Here is an 18,838-nt window from a genome sequence, read left to right as displayed (position 1 = left end):
ATCAAAACCAGGAAGGTGATACCATGATTACCATCAAGCGGATGAGCGACTGTACCTTTGCAGAAGTGACCAAAGCGTGGAACAGAGGCTTTGAAGGCTATTTTATCGAGTTTACGATGACAGAAGAAATGCTTGTCCAGCGACTGGGGGGCGAGGGATACGTACTGTCCCTGTCGGTGGTTGCTTTTGACGGCACAGAGCCAATTGGCTTAGTGGCCAGCGGGATGAGGACCGTTGCAGGGAAAAAAGTCGCGTGGAATGGTGGAACGGGTGTCGCCACGGAATATCGTCGCCAAGGAGTAGGGAAGCAACTGATCGAGGCGACATTGGATCTGTACAGGGAAGCTGGGGTGGAAGTAGCTACCTTGGAGGCGTTGAGCCAAAATACCAAAGCGATTGCTTTGTATGAGCAAAAAGGCTATGACGTCGTGGATCGTCTGTTGTTTTTGCAGCAGAGTGGATCGCTGGCAGAGAATGCCTTTCAGACAAATGAACAGGCTGATTATCGGGTTCGGCGCATTTTGGCCCAGGAAGCCGCGACGCTGCCGTTTTACGTGACCGATGTCCCTTGGCAAAACTACTGGGTGAACTTGCGAGACGCGCAGGCCGTGCTCGTAGAAGACAGAGAGGGTCAGGCGGTCGGCTATGCGATGTACAAGTGTGCGGTAAACGAAGAAGGCAAAGTGAGTGGGATCGTGCTGCGTCAATGTGTAGCACAGCCAGAGCATCCTGATGCACCAGACATTTTGAAAACCGCACTCGTGCATGTGTATGGGCCGCTTGCACACGATTGCCGCCGGTCTACGTTTAATTTGCGTGCGGCTGATACCTTGCTTGTCGAAATACTGCAAGCGACGGGATTCAGTCCTTCCGAGACAGAGCAGGTGTTTATGATCAAGCAGATGGAACCTGCACAGACCCCTGTTGTTTAAGGGAGTAAAGAAGTCTGTCAATGCTGGCAGTTCGTGCAGGCAAATACTTTGCGGGAGGAGAGCTCGCTCTTTTCAATAGGCTGTCCACAGCGCGGGCAAGGCTCTCCACCGCGATCGTACACCTGACAGCGCTCATCGAAGCCCCCTGTCAGGGAATCGCCTTGAAAAAGCGGCTGCATGTAACCGCCGAATCGAATTGCTTCTTTAAGCACGGTTTGCATGGAATGATACAGTCGTTTTTGTTCCTCGAGAGAAAGTGTCGGGATCGTCCTGGTAGGCAGGATGGCGGCATGAAAGCAGATTTCGTCCGCATAGCAGTTGCCGATGCCCGCAAGCCAATGCTGATTGACTAATGCTGTTTTGAGGACACTGCGTTTATCAGCGAGCAGCTCCGTAAATCGGGTAAAGGTAAACAGCATGTCCAATGGCTCTGGCCCAAGAGGAGCCAGCCTTTCGTCGATCTGAACGTTGGTGAGTAAATGCAGATAACCTAAACGGAGGCCGTGAAAATATAAGATGCGTTCTCCAAAAGCAAGAGTCACTTGGGCGGTTCTCTTTAGCTTGTCATCCGCAGAACCCAGGTAAAGAAAGCCGCCGAGCATCAGATGAAGCAGCAAAACATGTCCACTTTCCAGATGGAAAAGAAGATGCTTGCCACGCCGGTCGACAAGTGTCAGACGATTGCTTTGCAAAAGACGAGCAAATTCCGCAGGCGGCAGATTAATCGTTTTTTCCCGCTGAACGTGTGTGGCTGTTATCGTTCCTCCACCGATTTTCTCCTGTAGCAGTCGGCGATAGGTCTCCATCTCAGGTAATTCTGGCACGCTGACTCCCTCCCGTTACACAAAGTTTTTCGTAGGATTTCCCATATGGATGATCCACATGCCGTACCCGTCACTGTTTTTTGGTGATGGGTCTTTTGAATTTAGACAAGTTTACCAACGCTATTAGGAAATGGGGTAATATAATATGTAAGGTAAGTAGGATGAGGGCATGACCCGAAGGATTATTGGATGGACAGGAGATTACATATGCAAAAAGTAGAATTGATCGCTACGGCGACTTTTGGTTTGGAATCAGTAGTAGCAGAAGAAGTGAAGGCGCTCGGATACGGTCCGGTACAGGTGGAAAACGGCAAGGTAACGTTCACCGCAGATATTTCTGCGATTCCCCGCACAAATTTGTGGTTACGAACTGCCGACCGCGTGCGTCTAAAGATAGGGGAGTTCAAAGCAACTACGTTTGACGAGCTGTTTGAAAAGACAAAAGCACTGCCGTGGGCCGATTGGATCACAGAGGATGGGACGTTTCCTGTGGAAGGAAAATCGGTCAAATCTACCTTGTTCAGTGTGCCGGATTGCCAAGCCATCGTGAAAAAAGCAGTCGTAGAAAGTCTGAAAAAGACCTACAAGCGCGAGTGGTTCGATGAGCAAGGACCGCTGTACAAGATCGAGGTGGCACTTCTCAAGGATGTGGCGACGCTGACGATTGATACGTCAGGTCCGGGCCTGCACAAGCGCGGCTACCGGGAATTGATCGGACAAGCACCATTGAAGGAAACCATGGCTGCGGCGATGATTATGCTGTCTCGCTGGAAGCCTGATCGGGTATTTATGGACCCATTCTGTGGATCGGGTACAATTCCGATTGAGGCGGCGTTGATTGGACAAAACATCGCTCCGGGAATGAACCGGGAATTCGTTTCCGAGACATGGCCTATCATTCCGAAAACAGCTTGGCGTGAAGCTCGCGCAGAAACGCATGATTTGGCGCGCTATGATCAAAAGCTGGAGATTATCGGGACAGATATGGATGACGAAATCCTGAAAATTGCCCGCCGCAACGCGACGGAGGCTGGTGTAGATGACCTGATTCATTTTCAGCGCATGGATGTACGGGATGTGCGAACCAAGCGCAAGTACGGCTACTTGATTTGCAACCCACCTTATGGGGAGCGCTTGGGAGAATGGAAGCAGGTTGCCAAGATGTATGGCGAAATGGGGAAAACCTTTGCTGCCATGGATACGTGGTCTTTCTACATTATTACTTCCGACGAACAGTTCGAGGAGCATTTTGGTCGTACAGCAAGCAAAAAGCGCAAGCTCTACAACGGAAATATCAAGGTAGATTACTATCAGTTTTTCGGACCTAGACCGCCGCGCGGACCAATGGTTACCCCGACCGAATAAACAGAAAGAAGGGGCATAATTGGAGGAGAAAATGTAATGAGCAAGAAACGATTTGGGAGCAGAATGCTGGCTGCTTTATTGGCAGCGACTACATTACTGGTCCAAAGTACGCCGTTGACTCATGCTGCAACAGAGCCAGAGACACCGGCAGCAGACACCAAGAAGCTGGAAGATCAATTCAAAAAACAAGAAGAAGCCCACACGGAGTTTACCGATTTGGGAAACAGTTACGCTAGTAAAGCCGTAAACAGACTTGCAGCGCTTCATATGATCAGTGGTCAGGGAGAAAACCGCTTTAACCCGCAAAACACGATTTCTCGACAGGATATTGCGGTGCTTTTGACAAAAGTAATCGGTCTTCAACCAACGGAAATTGAGAATGCCGCTTTTGAAGATGTTCCGTTGGAAAGTCCTTATGCACCGTACGTTTATGGACTCTCCGAATTGGGTGTGATGAACGGCAGAAGTGAGCATGCCATGGGTGCTTTAGACCCGCTTACACGACAAGAGCTGGCTGTCATGCTGTCTCGTTTGATGAAAGAGGGCTCTGTGACCAAAGTGGCAGGTCAGACTCCTGTTACATACAGCGATGAAGAAGAAATCGCCGACTACGCCAAAACGGCTGTGGAAGAAGTGACGAATCAGCGCTGGATGCAAGGGGCAGGCGGCAAGTTTAATCCGACAGGAACCGTCACACGTGCGGAGGCAGCTGTGATCGCTGAGCGCGTCTTGGATGCACGCTACCAGCAAGCAGAGCAGGTGAAATACAAGGTAGATGTAGAGCGGCTGAGTCTGGCTGCTGGCACGAGCCAACGCTTGAAGGTAAGCAGTATCAGTGGAGATGAGCTGCCTTTTACACCGATTTTCGCTTTTGATCGTCCTGAGTTGGGAACCATTTCGGCTGACGGAACCTTTGTTGCTGGTTCTACAGCAGGAAAAGGAAATCTCACGGTGACAGTCGGCTACCAAACGACGACAATTCCGGTTGAGATCAAGGACGCTGATAAGCCAGCTGTCGAAAAGGTGGAGGACACGCCAAAGACTGCAACTGTGACTTCCTCCAATGACTCGGCAACGAAAGTCGATGAAAGCAAGACGGCAGTAGAGGGAGAAAAACCAGACGCAGACAAAGGAACAACAGAAACGGATGCAACCAAGCCTGCTGATCCAAAAGAAGAGGCGAAGGAGCCAGCAGAGAAGGACGAACTGGTCAATATCGCACCAGGCAGTTATACATCGGTTACTACTTTTGGAACGCCAGACTCGTATTTCCAAGAGCTGGAGAAGCAATATCCTGGTCCAGTAGGGGGACTTGTAACGCCTACAGAAGACTGGACGGGATACCACCGTCAGTTTGGACGCAAGGTGACCGTTGAGCTCGACGAGGCGAAGCCATTGGAGAGAGTTGCGCTAACGTTTAAGCAGCAGAAGACTTCGGGTATCACGATGCCAGAATACATGGAAGTCGAGGTATCTCGCGACGGGAAAGTGTGGTCGTATGCGGGAAGAGCTGTTCACGATGTTTCCGCCAAAGAGGACAAGCTGGTTACACGCACATTGAGCGTGACCTTGCCTGACGTGAACACCCGCTATGTCCGGGTATCCTTCCCGGTGAAAGTATTTACGTTCGCTCGCCAGCTGGAGGTATGGGCAAAAACGGATAGCGACTGGAACAATGGCGCTGTCTTGCTGCCGCCACCAAATCCGGCGAAGCTGGAAGAAGCCAAACAAGCAGGGCGTCGTGTGGAAAATATGCTGCTCGCTTATTCAGGAGAGCATGGCGAACTCGGGACATGGACCAAAGAGGATTTCCTCCCGATGGTTGGCTACCGCACTGTAGATGGTTATATGCGTGACCAGATGTTTGATACGATTCTGTTCCTACCATATCAGACCATTCCTGCTACGAAAGAAAGCTGGACAAAGTACATGAATGATTTGTTCGGCTCGAACAAGCAGCTCGACGCTCTCAACCAGGCTATGCGGGAGTATAACCGCTTGCGTGGAACGCTGTATACGACACCGACGCAGGAAAATGTCGTGCTGGCACTGCCGTATCCGAATGCCAGTCAGACCAATTTTGGTCAGCTGGATGAAAAGAAACCATCCCTCTCCTTCAACCCTGCGGGAATTGGGGAAGAGCAAGCGTATTTGAATCGCAAAGCTGCGTTGGAATGGTACTTCCAGGAGCTCATGAAGCGCTGGAACAAGGAAGGATACGCTTATCTGAAGCTGGAAGGAATCTATTGGTTCCATGAGCTGGTGGAGGATAGCGCACCGAAAGAGCGTCAGTTGATTCGTGACATGGGTAGCATGGTGCATGACGAGGCGTTGCGCTACTACTGGATTCCGTATTTCGGATCACCGGGAGTGTCCGAGTGGAAATCTCTTTATTTCGATAAGGCATTCCTGCAGCCGAGCTATTACAGCGACAAGCCGGTAGGAATTGACCGTATTCAAGGGGTACTGGATGTCGTCAACAAGTACGACATGGACATCGAGATCGAAGGCGACTGGAAGATGTACAATGATCCGAAGTTCTATCAGACCTACTACAATCAGTTAGTTGCCACCCACAAGCTGGGGATGGATAAAAACAACGTACACGCCTACTACTTCGGCTCCAAGACATTGCTAGAGTCTGTCAAGAGCACGGACCCTGTCAAACGCGCCATCTATGATGATACGTACAAATGGATGCGTGGTCGTTTTGACAGAACAGAATTTTTCGAGGGCAGCGAGATGCCGTAGTGAATGGAAAAGAGTCTGTTTCCCGCATTAAGGGGAGACAGACTCTTTTTTATCTAAAGCAGATGGACAGACTCTCCCCCAATCGTTTTCCTATAGATCCCCACCAGCTCCTGCACGATCTTTTCTTTCGTCGCATGTAGAGGGGGACTCGGATGGTAGTAATCGATTCCTTTTGGGCAGGGCTTGCCAAAAGTCGGTACCCCTGCTGCTGCGATCCGTTGTTTCCACCGTTTCTTGAGGGAAGAAAACTGCTGCCACGAATGGTGGTGGGAAAGCCCCCAACCAAGTAGGAGCCACGGGTGTTTTTGCAGTTCCCGCGTAGATACGAGCTGAGCCTCAAGCGTCGTCTCTTTCTCCTGAATAAGTTGCTCAAAATGAGATATAGCACTCACGGCAGCAGCATTTTGCACAGAAAACAGGTTGTACATATGAAATCTGCCTACCAATGCCTGTTTTCCGTAGATTGCTTCCACCAGTCGGATCAATTGTCGCATGGTGGGATCGAGTGTGGTCTGACCCATGATGCTATGACCGGATGCAGGTCTTTCACGAAAAAGCTTGGCACTACCAGGGTTCAGTAAGAGACAGCTCCCAAGAGAGCGATGGCCCTCTGAATTCGGTCCCCATTGAAGATAGGTAGAAATTCGATAGACGACTCCTCGATGCTCCTTAAAGGTAGCAAAGGCATTCGGCTGGTTCATGACGATCCCCTCCTGGTCAAGCTATCTATGATCCATTTATATGAGAGGAGGGGATTTGGTAGAACGGACATACCTCTATTCTAGCTATTTTTGCTAACCTCTTTGGTACCGATCATGCGGAACAAAATGATATACAGATAAGCACTGACTAGGGTTAAGCCCAGGACGACACCGAATACGCCAACAGGAGCAAGCCATTGGGATAGACCGATCGTCAGGGGAGCGATGAAGCGACCAATCGAGAACTGAAGCGAAGAGGCTCCCATGTACTGACCGCGTGCATCCTCCGGCGAGTATTTACTGATGAAGCTCTGGGCGACTGGTGTCCGCATCAGCTCGCCGAATGTCAAAATCGCCATACAGCCAAACAGAAGCCAAATATTCGTCGTAAAGGCCATCAAGAACAGACCGACACCGAATAAGATGGAGGAGATGACGAGGCTGTTGCGATCACTCCAGTTTTCGAACCAGCGTGTGACTGGCAGTGTAAACAAAACCACCAAAAAGCCATTCAACGCCATGAGCCAGCCGAATGCGCTGGTTCCCCCGACTGTATAAGTCCAATTGCCCCATGAGAATAATACTTGCTGCATGACATGCTCTTTGACATACAAAGCCATGTAAATATCCAATTGCATGAATCCAATGGCGATCAAAATCCCTGCGCCAATGTACAGGGCAAACGCTTTGTCTCGGAAAATAATGGCGTAACTCCTGAACTGCTCAATCAGGGAAAAACGCTCCTTTGCTTTCTCCTGACGGACGTGTTCAGGCAGCGTTTCCTTGATCAGGAAAAAGACGGTGATCGCAAAAAGCAATTCAACGATGGTACAGAACATCAACAGCTGCGGGCGATAATGGACAAAAAAGACAGAACCCAATACGGGACCTGCAACCACCCCGATGTTCATCGCTGTGTAAAAGGTAGCAAAGACAATTCTTCGATCCTCTTCTGTGGTCAAATCAGCTACCATGGCAGAGCTGGCAGGCCAGTAGAGAGCCCCAGCGATCCCGATCCCGATGAAGGCAAGATAGTCGATCCAAGGTGACGGAGAGAACGCAAAAAGTGCGAACATCACCGTGGATGTACAGAGCGAGAGCAGCATGGTGAATCTGCGCCCTACCCGGTCGGCCAAATATCCGCCAAACAGATTGGACAGCATCCCGAGCAGCGGTGGCACCATCAATAGAAGACCCGCTACATCCTTCCCGAACGTATCGCTAAAATAAATCGCCATAAACGGAAAGTACATCCAAAAGAATGTGTGCGTAATCAATTCACCAAAGAGACGTACTTTCAAATTTAGATCCCACGAACGCCAAATCATGACACGAATTCCTCCATTCATTTCGGCAGGTGCCTTGACCTCGGTTCTCTTTTTGGAAAAATTCCACGTAAAAAAGCGCAAACGGGGTAGAGACACTGCTCTTCCGCTTGCGCTTCATCAAACGATACAAAGGTGGCGGGAAATAACCAATTCAACGGGGGACAAAAGAGAGACGGTCACCTACCTATGGTTTTAGGTACAGTAAACCGACTGTTCACCCGAGAACATGGCCCGCAATTCATATCGGGAAAAAGACGGAAGCGGTTCAGGCATCCTGCAGCTTCTAGCTTTTGATAGGGTTATAAGAGGCAGTGCCCCTTAAGAGAGGCCCCACCTAAGCGAAGATAACTACAGATAACACCATGAACTCAGCACTCCCGTCTTTCAAATTTTTTACATAGGTAAACTCTTGTTGATTAGAATACTCGAAATCGTCGAATTTATGCAAGATAATTTTTTTAGTTTTTTTCGAATAGTACCAAGAACATATAGAATTGAAAAAGGGGCTTCTATTCGGTAAAATATTTTTTAACAACAACCAAATCATGCTAGGAATGTGGGGGATATCGCATGCGGGATGCACGCATCGTCAAGTTGGCTACAAATTTGCTGAGCCATTCTGTACGCCTGAAGGAAAAAGAAAGCTTGCTGATTGAAGTTCGTGGCGAGGGTCACGATTTGGCGAAGGAATTGGTTAGGCAGGCGTACGATTTGGGGGCCTATCCGTTCGTACGGATTATTGACCCGTCTATCCAACGTGAGCTGATGCTCGGTGCAAGTGCAGAGCGTGCGACTCATTTGGCGAAATGGGAAGAGCCAATGTACAAAGATTTGGATACCTATATCGTCATCAATGGTCCATCCAACGACAGTGAGATGGCAGATGTGCCGGTAGAGTGTCGTCGTGCGCATCAAAGCGTGATGCAAGAATTGCATGACTACCTGACCAACAATGTACGCTGGACACTGCTCAACTACCCGACAACGGCTTTGGCGCAAAATGCCAACATGTCTACCGTTGCTTTTGAAGATTTTTATTTTGACGTATGTTCCGTTGACTATAAAAAGATGCACGAAGCCTTTTTGCCTTTGCAGCAATTGATGGATCGTGCGGACAAAGTGCGTCTGGTTGGACCGGGAACGGATCTTCAATTCTCGATCAAGGACATCCCTAGTGTCATCTGCTCCGGACTTCGCAACATTCCAGACGGCGAGATTTTTACAGCTCCTGTGCGCGACTCTGTGAATGGAACCATTACGTACAACACCGCAACAAGCTACATGGGCACGAAATTCGAAAATGTATGTCTGAAGTTTGTAGACGGAAAAATCGTCGAAGCGACTTCTAACAATACAGAAAGACTCAACCAAATTTTCGATACGGACGAAGGGGCGCGCTACATTGGGGAATTCGCGATAGGCGTACATCCGTACATCCTGCATCCAATGAATGATATTTTGTTCGATGAGAAAATTGCTGGTAGCTTCCACTTCACACCAGGCCGTGCATACGACACCGCAGATAACGGCAACCGCAGCCAAATTCACTGGGATATGGTAAACATCCAGCGTTCTGAGTACGGCGGCGGCGAAATCTGGTTTGATGATGTGCTGATTCGTAAAGACGGTTTGTTCGTATTGCCAGAGCTGCAAGGACTCAATCCGGAAAACCTAAAAGGGTAATTGGTACAACAGAGTCATCATGCTGAGCATGGTGGCTTTTTTGTTTTTTAACGTAGCTATCGGTGAGGGAAGAAGCGCATTTCCAGTCTACGCTTCGGCCTACGCCCCGCAAAGGGGATTGACTGTTCGCTCCGGAATAAATGGCGGGAGCGCTTCAAACGTAGAAGTTCCAGGAAGTATTCCATGAGTGAAGCTGAAAACCCCCGCCATTTTTTCCTACGCTGAGTTGGGCTCCAGAGGCGCTTGGACTGGAAATGCGCTTCTTCTACGTGGCTGTTGTTTAACTTCTTGTAAGTTGATTCATGTTGATGAAAGTTCTAAACCTCCCTTGTATCACAATCAAAACGCTCTAAAAGCACGAAGTAATCACAAGCTGTACGCAAGCACTGTCACATGTCTGGAAGGAGACCGCCCGAACGAAGAGAGGATACAGGCGACTGGAAGACATGTGGCAGTGCTTCCCCAACCACAAACGTTGGACGACTACAAACGAGCATCTCTGGCATCCTTTTGCTACAATAAGAAAAAAGCATGGAACAGAGGGATTAGACGTGAGCCGCAAAGAGTGGATCGAATACATCGTCAGTGAACAAGACACGGGAATGAACGTGGAACAAATCGTCCGGCAAAAGCTCAACGTATCGGGTCGTATGATGCAGCGGCTGACGAGAAGCAAGGGGATTTTGCTCAATCGCAAGCAGCCCTTCCTGCAAAGACAAGTAAAAACAGGAGATACAATCGCTGTTCGTGTCATCGAGAGACAAGAGCAAGCGCCAAGGCAGCCCCAGCATGATACAAAGCCAGAGGGACCGATCACACCAATGCCGTCCATCGACATTTTGTACGAAGACGATCATCTCTTGATTGCAAACAAACCGGCAGGCATGATGGTGCACCCGATTAAACAGGAGACCGACACATTGGTACATGCACTCGTTGCCGTACTGGCGGCACGTGGTGAGCAGACGAGCGTACATCCTGTGCATCGGCTGGATAAGGATACATCAGGAGCTATTCTGGTAGCCAAAAGCAGCTATGGTCATCAATTGGCTGACAGGCTGTTGCGCGAAGGGGGCATTCATCGCGAGTATCTTGCGGTTGCCAGTGGGGTGCTGTCAGAGAGAGCTGGAACGATTGAGGCGCCAATCGGCCGAGATGCGCGTCATCCTACGAAGCGCCGTGTCGTGGAGAGTGGCGATCCTGCCATCACGCATTACGAGGTACAGCAGACCTCTGAGGGAATGACGCTTGCTCGCGTCTGGCTGGAAACGGGTCGTACCCATCAAATTCGCGTTCACTTTGCCCACATTGGACACCCGCTTGCTGGCGATACGATGTACGGGGGAGCGAGAGGTTTGTTACGCCGACAGGCTCTGCATGCTTCGAAATTGTCCTTTTTGCATCCGCTTCTCGAAAAAGAGATTGTAGTCGAGGCACCGATACCATCGGATATGAAACGCTTGATGCAAGCAGAGTTTACATAAGAACGGCCAAGAAGATGAAACCACCTTTAATAGAAAGGTGGTTTCATTGGTGTATTTGGTAAAGGTGGATTGTGCCCCCAATATTTTAGAGCATCCCTAGTTGATCAAGCCGTTTTCCGGCGAAACGACAAAATCATGGAAGACTCCTTTGTGGTTGATCGATGCCGTAACAGTCGGTTTCCCCTTTTTCGTAAACGTATATACGTTATATTTGGACGAAACATTGTATCCGGTCAGATCGAGGTTGAAAACTTTTTTCATCATCGGGTTGGCAGCAGCAATCGCCTTTTCTTTTGTAAAGAATGGTTTGGCAAACACCTTGGGAATATCTTCGTCTGCGGTATAGTTCTCATTTATGAACTCGCTGATCAGGGTAGCTGCCACCACTTTCCCTGTTTTCGCCCCTATGACGATACTGTATTTCCCTTCGGTATCCATGAAAGCCCATACTTGATCCAAGCGTTCTTTCGATTCTTTCACCAGTGTTACCTCAGGGAGCAGCGCCGATGCTTTACCGTTGGAAAGAGACTTCAGCGCCTTTTGCGCTGTATCGGTCACTTTGGGGTTTATTTGCTCGTTTGTATAATGCAATTTCGCAGCATTGACCTTCCCGGTGGCAGCGTCAATGCTGACCGATGCATGTTGCCCTTTGAACAGCCAAATGTTTTGTTTTTCCCAGTTGATCCGTTCTACCCTATCAATCGTAAAGGCATGCTGATTATCCATTCCTTTTAACGTGCTCGTAACAGTATTCTGCAAATCAGCTGCCACTTCGCTAAGTTTTAATTTTACGTTTACAGATACAACCTTTCCCTCCTGCTTGGTAACGAGCACCTCACCTCTGTTGTTTTTTGCCGTAATCACCCAGGAATTTGCCGTTTCTCCCCTGATCTCGTCCAGTTCGATCGGCACATCGCCCGCCTGCTTTTGCATCGCTTGTCTAGCGGCTTCTACGACATTTTTGTCAAGCTGGGCGAGGGTCTTCATTTCTGGCTTTAATGCTGGCGCCTGACCAGCTGCGTATGCTGGTGTCTGTGTGTTTGTAAACGGAGATGCTACGGTTAACAGCAAGGCAATCATACTTGTCACAGCTAGTGTTTGTTTTTTCATATGTCCTTCTTCCTTTCTACATTCCAATCATTTATTTGATCCAGCTCATGAGATTTTGTGACAATCATTCGAGTGTCAAACAATCTGCAGTTGAATAACGTAACAGTGTTATGTTACATTGTCTTTGGAGGTGCTTCACTTGGACACAAATGTAATTTCGAAGAAGGACCTGCTGGAGCTTACTGGCATTTCGTATGGACAATTGTACCGTTGGAAACGAAAGAACTTGATTCCAGAGGAGTGGTTCATTCGTCGAGCAACTTTTACAGGGCAAGAAACCTTTTTCCCGCGGGAACAGATTTTGGCTCGAATCGACAAGATCCTGAACATGAAAGACGACCTGTCGCTGGATGAATTGGCGGACATGTTTTCACCAAGTATGAGTGACACGTCGTTGACCGCAGAGGAATTGTTGGCACGAAACATTGTTTCGACAACTTCTTTAGAAGTGTTTAACGTTTTTCTCGGGAGTCTGCGGACCTTTACCTTCCAGCAAGCACTATACGCCTATGTGTTAGAAAAGCTTTTGGCCGCAGGAGACTTAAGTGTAGATGAAGGCGGCGGATTGCTGCAGGTACTGGCTAGCCACTATCCCAAATTCGAAGGGAAGCCTTGTGAGCTGATCTTTATGCGCAAGATGGGGATTTCCACGTTCGTGTTGGTGTCTGGCTCTACCGAAATGTATTTTGATAGCGGTGTAAAGGTAGTGAAACGGCTCGATCTAGCCAATTGCATCGAGGAATTAAAAGGAAAATATTTGTAGGGGGAGACCATACCATGCAGAACGAGAATAAGAACAAGCTAGATTTGATCTTTCATGGGGCAGTGAATGCTACGGGTGGCGTATACAACAAAGTAGATGTGCAAGGTTATGGCAAGATCAATGGCGATGTAGAGTGCGAGTCGCTTCATTGTGCCGGACATGTCAGTATCACGGGAAATCTCATTGGCTCTTCGGCAAAAGTAGAGGGCAACGCGTCGATTAAAGGCAAAGTGAAAATGGATACATTGTCTGTATATGGTCAGCTTGATGTTGCGGACGATTTGAATTTTACGAGTCTAAAAGTCGGTGGCAATGTCAAAGTACAGGGCAATATGGCTGGAGAGGATGTAAAGGTTCACGGATCATTGAAGACCGCAGGGGATTGTGAAGCCGAAGTGTTCCGGGCAAACGGTGCGTTTAATATCGGAGGACTGCTGAATGCGGGGCGAATCGAGGTCATTCTGCATGGCAGCTGTGAGGCAAAAGAAATGGGCGGAGAGCACATCGAGGTGCGCCGAACAGGCAATAGCACTTTGGGCAAGCTGTTGAAGCATTTTCTCAATAATACCTTGTCCGTAGAGACGATTGAAGGTGACGAAATCTATTTGGAAAACACAAAGGCCAAGGTCGTTCGCGGCAACAAGATCGAGATAGGTCCCGACTGCGAAATTGATCTGGTCGAATACAGCACAGAATGCAAGCAAGACCCGAGCTCACAGATTAAGACGCTGACACAACGGTAAGACTGACAAGGAAAAATGAACATTCCAAACTGTATGCAAGTATTTACATGCATGCAGTCTTTTTATATAATGAGCTTGGAAAAAAATGAAAATGCAAGTAATTGCTTGCTTGGCATGGAGGTGCGCTATGGATCACCCAGATATAGAACAGAAGCTGGGGGGGAGAGGCGAAGAGGAACAGGAAACCCGTGAGCGAATTTTATCGGCCGCACGTCAGCTAATGGCACAAAAGGGATACAAGGGAGCGACTACACGCAAGATTTCTGAGCTTGCGGGGGTTAATGAGGTAACGGTATTTCGTCACTTCAAGAACAAGGTAGGCATCTTGACAGAGCTCCTGAAAGAAATCATGGATGTCCGGGAGCAGCTGGAGCAAGGGTTGCAAGGCGAGTTTTCTGATATCAAGGAAATGCTGGTCAGCTACGCACGTACGTATTACGGCTTATTGGTCGAGCGCAAAGAAATTTTCATGATCTGCATGATTGAAGCGGATAACCACCCGGAAGTCGTGCAGATGTTCAGCAGTTTGCCGATGACCGCAGTCGAGGTATTGTCCAAAAAGCTCCTTGCGTTTCAGGAGCAAGGGCATTTGCCAAAGGCAGATCCGTTCACGGCAGCTCTTATGTTCGTCTCCACTTTTTTCTACGCCTTCATGGCGAAGTATCGGGTCAATCTCGATATCCAAATGGTAGAAGAAGAGCTTTTTGAAAATGCTTCTGAAATCTTGCTACAAGGCATCAGAGGACTCAAATAAACAGCATAGCTACATAGGGGCGGAGGAAGTCATGAAGAGAAGATGGCTTGTATCTGTAATGATGATCGGACTACTGGCAACGACGGCTTGCAGCGAGCAACAGCCCGCTTCGGCACCCCAGAAGGAAGTGAAACATGTCGTTGTTGCGCCAGTGAAGAAGGAGGAGGCTGTCACCGTTACGGAGTTGTCTGGTACGCTGGCTCCTTTGGAGGAAGCACTCGTTTCTTTTGAAGTAGGCGGTCGTATTGTGGAGATGAACCGAAAAGAAGGGGACACGGTTAAAGCGGGAGATGTGCTTGCCCGTGTAAACGCCACAGATTATTCACTCCAGGTTGCTTCGTCCAGCGCTGCCGTGCAGCAGAGTGCGGCGAATCTTAGCAAGGTAAACAATGGGGCGAGAGAGCAAGAAGTGACACAGGCGCGTTTGCTTGTGGAGAAGGCAACAGTTGGACTCCAAAAAATGCAGGATGATTTCAATCGGATTGAAAAGCTCTACCAGCAAAATGCCATTTCCAAAAGCGAGTATGAAAGTGCACAAAATGGACTGACGATTGCTCAAAAGGATTTGCAAAACGCACAGCAGTCTTATTCACTGGTTACTCAAGGGGCTCGTGCGGAAGACAAACAGTTGACGCAGGCTGTATACAATCAGACGATTATCGCCAAAGAAGTGGCAGCCAATACACTTGCCAAAACGCAGCTTCGTTCGCCGATTAATGGGACGATCATCGCCAAGCTCTCGTCTGCGGGCAATTTGGTCGGTTCAGGTACCCCCGTCTATCAGGTCGGCAACATCGACACATTAAAAGTCGTACTGCCCGTTCCTGACCGTGAGATTTCTGCATGGAAAGTAGGCGAGACGATCTCCTTAGACCTGTATGGACAAAAACGGGATGGCAAAGTGACAAAAATATTTCCTGCCACGAACCAAAATACCGGAACGATTGGCGTAGAGGTCCAAATCGCCAACCAAGCTCGAGACTGGTTTGCTGGTCAGGTGGTGAAAGCAACCAAAACGGTAACGGGGCAGGAAGGTGTCTACGTACCAGTAGAAGCAGTCATCAGTAGAGGACAAGATGATGCGCATGTCTTCGTCAATGCAGGCGGCAAGGCTGTCAAAACTAGCGTAGCTATCGGGCAGATTGTAAGTGACAAGCTCGAGATCAAGAACGGACTAAAAGAAGGAGACCAACTGATCGTCAAAGGGGTGGACCGTTTGTTTGACGGTGACCCAATCGAGGCGGCAGGAGGTACACAACCGTGATCAAGTACATCGTACAAAAGCGCAAAATTACGCTCCTGTTTTTCAGCATGATCGTACTTGTGGGCTCCCTCAGCTTTTTTCAACTGCCCAAGCAAGAGATGCCGGATATTATCGTGAACATGGCGACGATCACGACGGTGTACCCGGGAGCTTCGCCGGAAAAGGTCGAGCAGGCTGTTACGAAAAAGCTGGAAGAAAAAATCAATGAATTGCAGGGACTTAACTATATATCATCCTCATCTTCCCTCGGCGTCTCATTTATCATGGTGGAAGCAAAGAGTGACGTAGACCCGAAGCAAAAATGGGATGAATTGCGGAAGAAGGTAAAAGACGCAGAGGCTGATCTGCCAGCCGATGCGAAACAACCGATCATCAATGATGATTTGAACCGTACGTTTGTCCAATCGTTTGCGGTCACTGCAGACACGCGTGAGGAATTGTACAGCATGCGTACCATGCTGAAATCGTGGAAAGAACAGCTGCGCACCATTCCAAACGTAGCGGATGTACTGGTGGAAGGTCTACCGGAGCAGGAAGTCCACATCGAGGTTGATACGCAAAAGCTGAGCCAGTACGGGATCACGTGGAGTCAGGTGATGATGGCTGTCAAAAAGGAAAATGAAAAAATCCCGCTTGGCGACCTGACCACAGAAAAACGGACCTACCAGCTCAAGCTGGCGGAAAATACAGATGTCGAAGAACTGAACAAAGTCATTATCTCCCGTTCAAAAGAGGGCTTCCCGATCTATCTGAAGGACATCGGATCGATCAAAATGACGACGGAGACGGTGAAAACAACCTCGTATTTCAATGGGAAGCCTTCGATCACGATCAGCGTCAATGCAGAGACGGGAAGTGATGTGCCGTCCTTGCAGAAGCGCGTAGACGAGATGATGGTGACGCTGGATAAAACACTTCCGGCAGGGGCCGAAAGACACTCGATTTATAGTCAAAATGAACGCGTAGATGAGCTTTTTAGCGACCTGACCCGGGAAATGATGATTGCCATCATCGCTGTTTTGGTGGTGTGTGCGCTCGGATTGAACCTGATCACATCGTTGGTAGTCGCGATGGCGATTCCGATTTCTTTGGCTGTGGGGCTTATGTTCCTGCCATCTCTGGGTATTTCACTCAACATGATCTCGATCGTTTCCTTGATTATTGTGCTCGGGATCTTGGTCGATGACGCCGTGGTGGTCAATGACAATATCGAGCGGCGACTGTCTGTCCTGGGCGAAAAACCGATGGCTGCGGCGGTTAATGGTGCCAAGGAAGTATCAATTTCGATCACGACCGCTACGCTGGCTACGATTGCGTCGTTTGCGCCCTTGATGTTTTTGAGCGGCAACGTCGGGCAGTTCATTCGCCCGGTTCCGGTCATTATTTCGATGACGATGCTGGCATCAATGCTCATGTCGCTGACGATCATCCCGATCTTTCGCCAATGGTATGAGCAACGTAGAAAGGCTGGCGTAGAAGGGTATCGCAAGCCTGCCGGACTTTTGGGGAAACAATTGTTGCAGCTGACCAAGTGGTATGCGAGCAAGTTCATGCCGAAAATTTTGAAGCGACCGCTTTTGGCAGGAATGATTGGCGTATTGATTGGAACGGCAGCATATGGATTGATACCGTTCACTCCCGTGGAATTGTTCCCGAACGATGATCGCCCGCAGTTTCTCATCGATATCCGTCTTCCCGTGGGCAACAGTCTGGAAGAAACAGACCGGGTGGTGCGTGGGACGGCAGACTGGGTGTTGAAGCAGCCCGGCATCGAGGCAGTATCTGCCTACGCTGGAGGCAGTGCACCGAAAATGTTCGGCGGAGATACGGCTGCCGGAAGCGGCATTACCGTCGGACAGCTGGTGGTTCGTTATAATGAAAAAGAGACCCATCTCGAGAACATGCTGGAGCCGTGGACGGAGGAATTCAAAAAGCTGTATCCAGAAGCGAGTATCTTGATGAAGCAGTTGGAGGCAGGTCCCCCGGTTGGAAAACCAGTTGTGATTCGTTTGTATGGAGAGGATATTGAGACGCTGCGCTCTCTTTCTGCACAAACAAAAGAAAAGGTTGCCGGATTAGAGGGAACGTACAATGTCCAAGACGATTTCGGGGTAGAACGCTACACCTTGGAATTTGTCGTCAACAAAGAGCTGATGGAGCAAAAGCTCGTCAACTACACGGACTTGTCCACGACATTGCGTCTGGTGAGCGAAGGCATTACCGTCAGCGAGTTTGATACGGGCTCAGACTTGATAGATATGAAGCTGTTCTTGCAAAAAGGCCAGGAAGACCCTGCCTTGCTGTTCCAGCGACTCAGCATCGCCAATGCGCGAGGAGAGCTGATCCCGTTGTCACAGCTCGCGGAGGTAAAACCGACTTTCAGTACACAGACGATCCCGCATCGTGATTTGTCGCGGAGCGTGACAGTTACCAGTGATCTGAAAGGCAGAACCGCGACAGAAGTAATGGCAGAGATCAAGCCGATGCTCGATAATATGTCCTTGCCTGAAGGATACCGCTATGAGATTGGCGGCGAGACTTCCGAGCAGACTGATATTTTCATCGACATGGGCAAACTCTCGATTCTGGTCGTTTTCCTGATCCTGATTTTGATCGCGATGCAATTCTATTCCTTGACCATTCCGGTACTGGTTACAAGTACGATTTATCTCGCTGTATCAGGGAGCTTGATCGGCTTGTTCGTGACCCAGACACCGCTTGGCTTTATGACAATGATGGGGATTATTGCGTTGGCGGGCATCGTGGTGCGTAACGGAATCGTTTTGATCGAGTTCATCGAGGAGGCACGCCATACAGGAATGGAGCTGAAGCAGGCGGTTATTTCTGCGTGTGAGGCACGACTGCGGCCTATTCTTTTGACCTCGCTTACTGCGATTGCGGGTATGATGCCGCTCGCTATTTCAGGTGACGTTTTGTTCAAACCGCTAGCGGTAACCATTATTTCCGGATTGGCGTTTTCGACCCTTTTGACCTTGATCGTCGTGCCGTCCTTCTATATGGTTCTGACGCAGCACAAGATCAAAAAGCTGGCGAAAAAAGCCGCGAAGCGCCCGGACTTGTATGGGCCTGAGGCGGAGACACTGTAATACATGCAACAGCGGCAAACTCTCCGATT

Annotated in this window: 14 protein-coding genes; 10 read left to right on the top strand and 4 right to left on the bottom strand. The window is 49.2% G+C overall.

What is annotated here, in order from left to right; translation table 11 throughout:
- Positions 1–23: 23 nt before the first annotated feature.
- Complete coding sequence (locus HP567_RS00590; RefSeq protein WP_173610406.1) at positions 24–932, top strand: GNAT family N-acetyltransferase; 909 nt, start codon at positions 24–26, stop codon at positions 930–932.
- 17 nt (positions 933–949) lie between these two features.
- Here the strand turns inward: HP567_RS00590 and HP567_RS00585 are convergent, their stop codons facing one another.
- Positions 950–1,756 (bottom strand): Fpg/Nei family DNA glycosylase, encoded by an 807-nt coding sequence (locus tag HP567_RS00585; protein ID WP_173610407.1) that lies wholly within the window; start codon positions 1,754–1,756, stop codon positions 950–952.
- Positions 1,757–1,963: 207 nt separating this feature from the next.
- Here HP567_RS00585 and HP567_RS00580 point away from each other — a divergent pair, with 207 nt between their 5' ends.
- Both HP567_RS00580 and HP567_RS00575 read left to right on the top strand, forming a co-directional pair.
- Positions 1,964–3,121 carry a THUMP domain-containing class I SAM-dependent RNA methyltransferase gene (locus tag HP567_RS00580; RefSeq protein ID WP_173610408.1) on the top strand — a complete coding sequence of 386 codons (1,158 nt, stop codon included), beginning with the start codon at positions 1,964–1,966 and terminating at the stop codon, positions 3,119–3,121.
- A 36-nt stretch (positions 3,122–3,157) separates the two neighbouring features.
- Complete coding sequence (locus HP567_RS00575; RefSeq protein ID WP_173610409.1) at positions 3,158–5,872, top strand: DUF4855 domain-containing protein; 2,715 nt, start codon at positions 3,158–3,160, stop codon at positions 5,870–5,872.
- A 53-nt stretch (positions 5,873–5,925) separates the two neighbouring features.
- On the opposite strand, the gene HP567_RS00570 is transcribed toward HP567_RS00575, so the two are convergent.
- Together HP567_RS00570 and HP567_RS00565 are read right to left on the bottom strand one after the other, a co-directional pair.
- Positions 5,926–6,573: a hypothetical protein gene (locus tag HP567_RS00570; RefSeq protein WP_173610410.1), complete on the bottom strand. Its 648-nt coding sequence runs from the start codon at positions 6,571–6,573 to the stop codon at positions 5,926–5,928.
- Between the two features lie 80 nt (positions 6,574–6,653).
- The gene (locus tag HP567_RS00565) at positions 6,654–7,901 is read right to left on the bottom strand and encodes an MDR family MFS transporter (RefSeq protein ID WP_173610411.1); all 1,248 of its coding nucleotides are present in this window, start codon (positions 7,899–7,901) and stop codon (positions 6,654–6,656) included.
- Between the two features lie 570 nt (positions 7,902–8,471).
- Here HP567_RS00565 and HP567_RS00560 point away from each other — a divergent pair.
- Together HP567_RS00560 and HP567_RS00555 are read left to right on the top strand one after the other, a co-directional pair.
- On the top strand, positions 8,472–9,584 hold the full coding sequence (locus tag HP567_RS00560; protein ID WP_173610412.1) for an aminopeptidase: 1,113 nt from the start codon (positions 8,472–8,474) through the stop codon (positions 9,582–9,584).
- A gap of 551 nt (positions 9,585–10,135) precedes the next feature.
- Entirely contained in the window at positions 10,136–11,068 is a 933-nt protein-coding gene (locus HP567_RS00555) for an RluA family pseudouridine synthase (protein WP_173610413.1), read from the top strand.
- 96 nt (positions 11,069–11,164) lie between these two features.
- On the opposite strand, the gene HP567_RS00550 is transcribed toward HP567_RS00555, so the two are convergent.
- Complete coding sequence (locus HP567_RS00550; protein WP_173610414.1) at positions 11,165–12,178, bottom strand: hypothetical protein; 1,014 nt, start codon at positions 12,176–12,178, stop codon at positions 11,165–11,167.
- Between the two features lie 139 nt (positions 12,179–12,317).
- Here HP567_RS00550 and HP567_RS00545 point away from each other — a divergent pair, with 139 nt between their 5' ends.
- The 5 genes from HP567_RS00545 (at position 12,318) to HP567_RS00525 (ending at position 18,809) form a co-directional block, all read left to right on the top strand.
- Positions 12,318–12,941 carry a YhbD family protein gene (locus tag HP567_RS00545; RefSeq protein ID WP_173610415.1) on the top strand — a complete coding sequence of 208 codons (624 nt, stop codon included), beginning with the start codon at positions 12,318–12,320 and terminating at the stop codon, positions 12,939–12,941.
- Positions 12,942–12,955: 14 nt separating this feature from the next.
- A complete protein-coding gene (locus HP567_RS00540) occupies positions 12,956–13,684 on the top strand; it encodes a cell shape determination protein CcmA (protein ID WP_173610416.1) in 729 nt (242 codons plus the stop codon).
- 127 nt (positions 13,685–13,811) lie between these two features.
- The gene (locus HP567_RS00535) at positions 13,812–14,438 is read left to right on the top strand and encodes a TetR/AcrR family transcriptional regulator (RefSeq protein ID WP_173610417.1); all 627 of its coding nucleotides are present in this window, start codon (positions 13,812–13,814) and stop codon (positions 14,436–14,438) included.
- Positions 14,439–14,469: 31 nt separating this feature from the next.
- Complete coding sequence (locus HP567_RS00530) at positions 14,470–15,702, top strand: efflux RND transporter periplasmic adaptor subunit (RefSeq protein ID WP_173610418.1); 1,233 nt, start codon at positions 14,470–14,472, stop codon at positions 15,700–15,702.
- Positions 15,699–18,809, top strand: coding sequence for an efflux RND transporter permease subunit (locus HP567_RS00525; protein ID WP_173610419.1), 3,111 nt, complete (start codon positions 15,699–15,701; stop codon positions 18,807–18,809). Before HP567_RS00530 ends, HP567_RS00525 begins: the two co-directional genes overlap by 4 nt.
- Positions 18,810–18,838: the final 29 nt, after the last annotated feature.

The sequence above is a fragment of the Brevibacillus sp. M2.1A genome, from assembly GCF_013284355.2.
Taxonomy (GTDB): Bacteria; Bacillota; Bacilli; order Brevibacillales; family Brevibacillaceae; genus Brevibacillus.
The sequence above is the reverse complement of the archived record's forward strand: the minus strand, read 5'-3'. Positions and strand labels throughout refer to the sequence as shown.

Coding starts and splice junctions, on each gene's coding strand:
- HP567_RS00540 (WP_173610416.1), top strand. CDS start 12,956: ATGCAGAACGAGAATAAGAACAAGCTAGATTTGATCTTTCATGGGGCA.
- HP567_RS00550 (WP_173610414.1), bottom strand. CDS start 12,178: ATGAAAAAACAAACACTAGCTGTGACAAGTATGATTGCCTTGCTGTTA.
- HP567_RS00575 (WP_173610409.1), top strand. CDS start 3,158: ATGAGCAAGAAACGATTTGGGAGCAGAATGCTGGCTGCTTTATTGGCA.
- HP567_RS00580 (WP_173610408.1), top strand. CDS start 1,964: ATGCAAAAAGTAGAATTGATCGCTACGGCGACTTTTGGTTTGGAATCA.
- HP567_RS00560 (WP_173610412.1), top strand. CDS start 8,472: ATGCGGGATGCACGCATCGTCAAGTTGGCTACAAATTTGCTGAGCCAT.
- HP567_RS00565 (WP_173610411.1), bottom strand. CDS start 7,901: ATGATTTGGCGTTCGTGGGATCTAAATTTGAAAGTACGTCTCTTTGGT.
- HP567_RS00570 (WP_173610410.1), bottom strand. CDS start 6,573: ATGAACCAGCCGAATGCCTTTGCTACCTTTAAGGAGCATCGAGGAGTC.
- HP567_RS00535 (WP_173610417.1), top strand. CDS start 13,812: ATGGATCACCCAGATATAGAACAGAAGCTGGGGGGGAGAGGCGAAGAG.
- HP567_RS00530 (WP_173610418.1), top strand. CDS start 14,470: ATGAAGAGAAGATGGCTTGTATCTGTAATGATGATCGGACTACTGGCA.
- HP567_RS00590 (WP_173610406.1), top strand. CDS start 24: ATGATTACCATCAAGCGGATGAGCGACTGTACCTTTGCAGAAGTGACC.